The sequence below is a fragment of the Shewanella sp. AS16 genome, assembly GCF_021412365.1.
Classification (GTDB): Bacteria; Pseudomonadota; Gammaproteobacteria; order Enterobacterales; family Shewanellaceae; genus Shewanella; species Shewanella salipaludis.
The window spans coordinates 1-267 of the sequence record NZ_JAKCLK010000490.1 but is presented as its reverse complement, the minus strand read 5'-3'; the positions used below and the strand labels follow the sequence as shown (position 1 = coordinate 267).

Annotated in this window: 1 rRNA gene; it reads right to left on the bottom strand. The window is 49.8% G+C overall.

Features of this window, described 5'->3' with window-relative positions:
- Positions 1–267, bottom strand: a 23S ribosomal RNA gene (locus LZP73_RS21225); the annotation flags it as partial.

The window sequence follows — 267 nt, the reverse complement described above, 5'->3', positions numbered from 1 at the left end:
GGTTTCGGGTCTACACCTTGCAACTAAACGCGCAGTTAACACTCGGTTTCCCTACGGCTCCGCTATTCGCTTAACCTCGCTACAAAATGTAAGTCGCTGACCCATTATACAAAAGGTACGCAGTCACGGTCTCAAGAACCGCTCCCACTGCTTGTACGTATACGGTTTCAGGTTCTATTTCACTCCCCTCACAGGGGTTCTTTTCGCCTTTCCCTCACGGTACTGGTTCACTATCGGTCAGTCAGGAGTATTTAGCCTTGGAGGATG